General features: G+C 57.6%; 1 pseudogene. It reads right to left on the bottom strand.

From position 1 onward, the window contains the following. Positions 1-513 (bottom strand): annotated as a pseudogene (locus tag NW837_RS15135) (IS982 family transposase); the annotation flags it as partial. Positions 514-613: the final 100 nt, after the last annotated feature.

Below are 613 nucleotides of genomic sequence, written 5' to 3'. Positions count from 1 at the left end.
ATACAGCCCTGTCAAGTCGTGCCAACTGCCAGGCGTCAGCCAAAACTCCGCAACAAAGCCCCCAGACGCCACCAACAAGTGCACCTTCACCCCGTGAAAATAGTCCCGATGCGACGCCCTGTATCCCCGAAACGCCTTCTCAGGCGCCAGACGGCAGCGGTTGGCGCGAATGTTCTCGCACACAGGCATCGGAAAGGTATCCAACGCATAGTCGGTACACGCCTCCAGAGACTCCCACACGGCGCGCAGCAGCGGTGCAAGGGCGTGTAGCAGGGGCATCAGGCGATGCAGCCTGCGGTTGAAACGGCTCTCGGAGGGCACGAACGAAAAGAGGCGGAGGGCTTTGACCCACTGGAGGGCTTTGCGCATATTGCCTGCGAACTCTTGGCAAGCAACGATGGCGATGGTGAGGATTTCACTGTCGGAGGCTTTAGCTTGTGGGTCATCGCGATGGTGGAGTATCTTGAGTAGGTCATCGAGGATGCAGAAGGTCGTGATGATTTTGTCTTGCATGGTTCACCTCTCCCGTGCGTGTGGGGATTGTACCCGCACACACGGGAAGACTTGACAAGGTGGCAAGTTGGGTTAATTATACCCAAAACGCCCCTTGTGC

This window comes from Synechococcus sp. R6-10, assembly GCF_047461815.1.
Lineage (GTDB): Bacteria > Cyanobacteriota > Cyanobacteriia > Thermostichales > Thermostichaceae > Thermostichus.
Note: the sequence above shows the minus strand (reverse complement) of the source record. Positions and strands in the feature narration are given on the sequence as shown.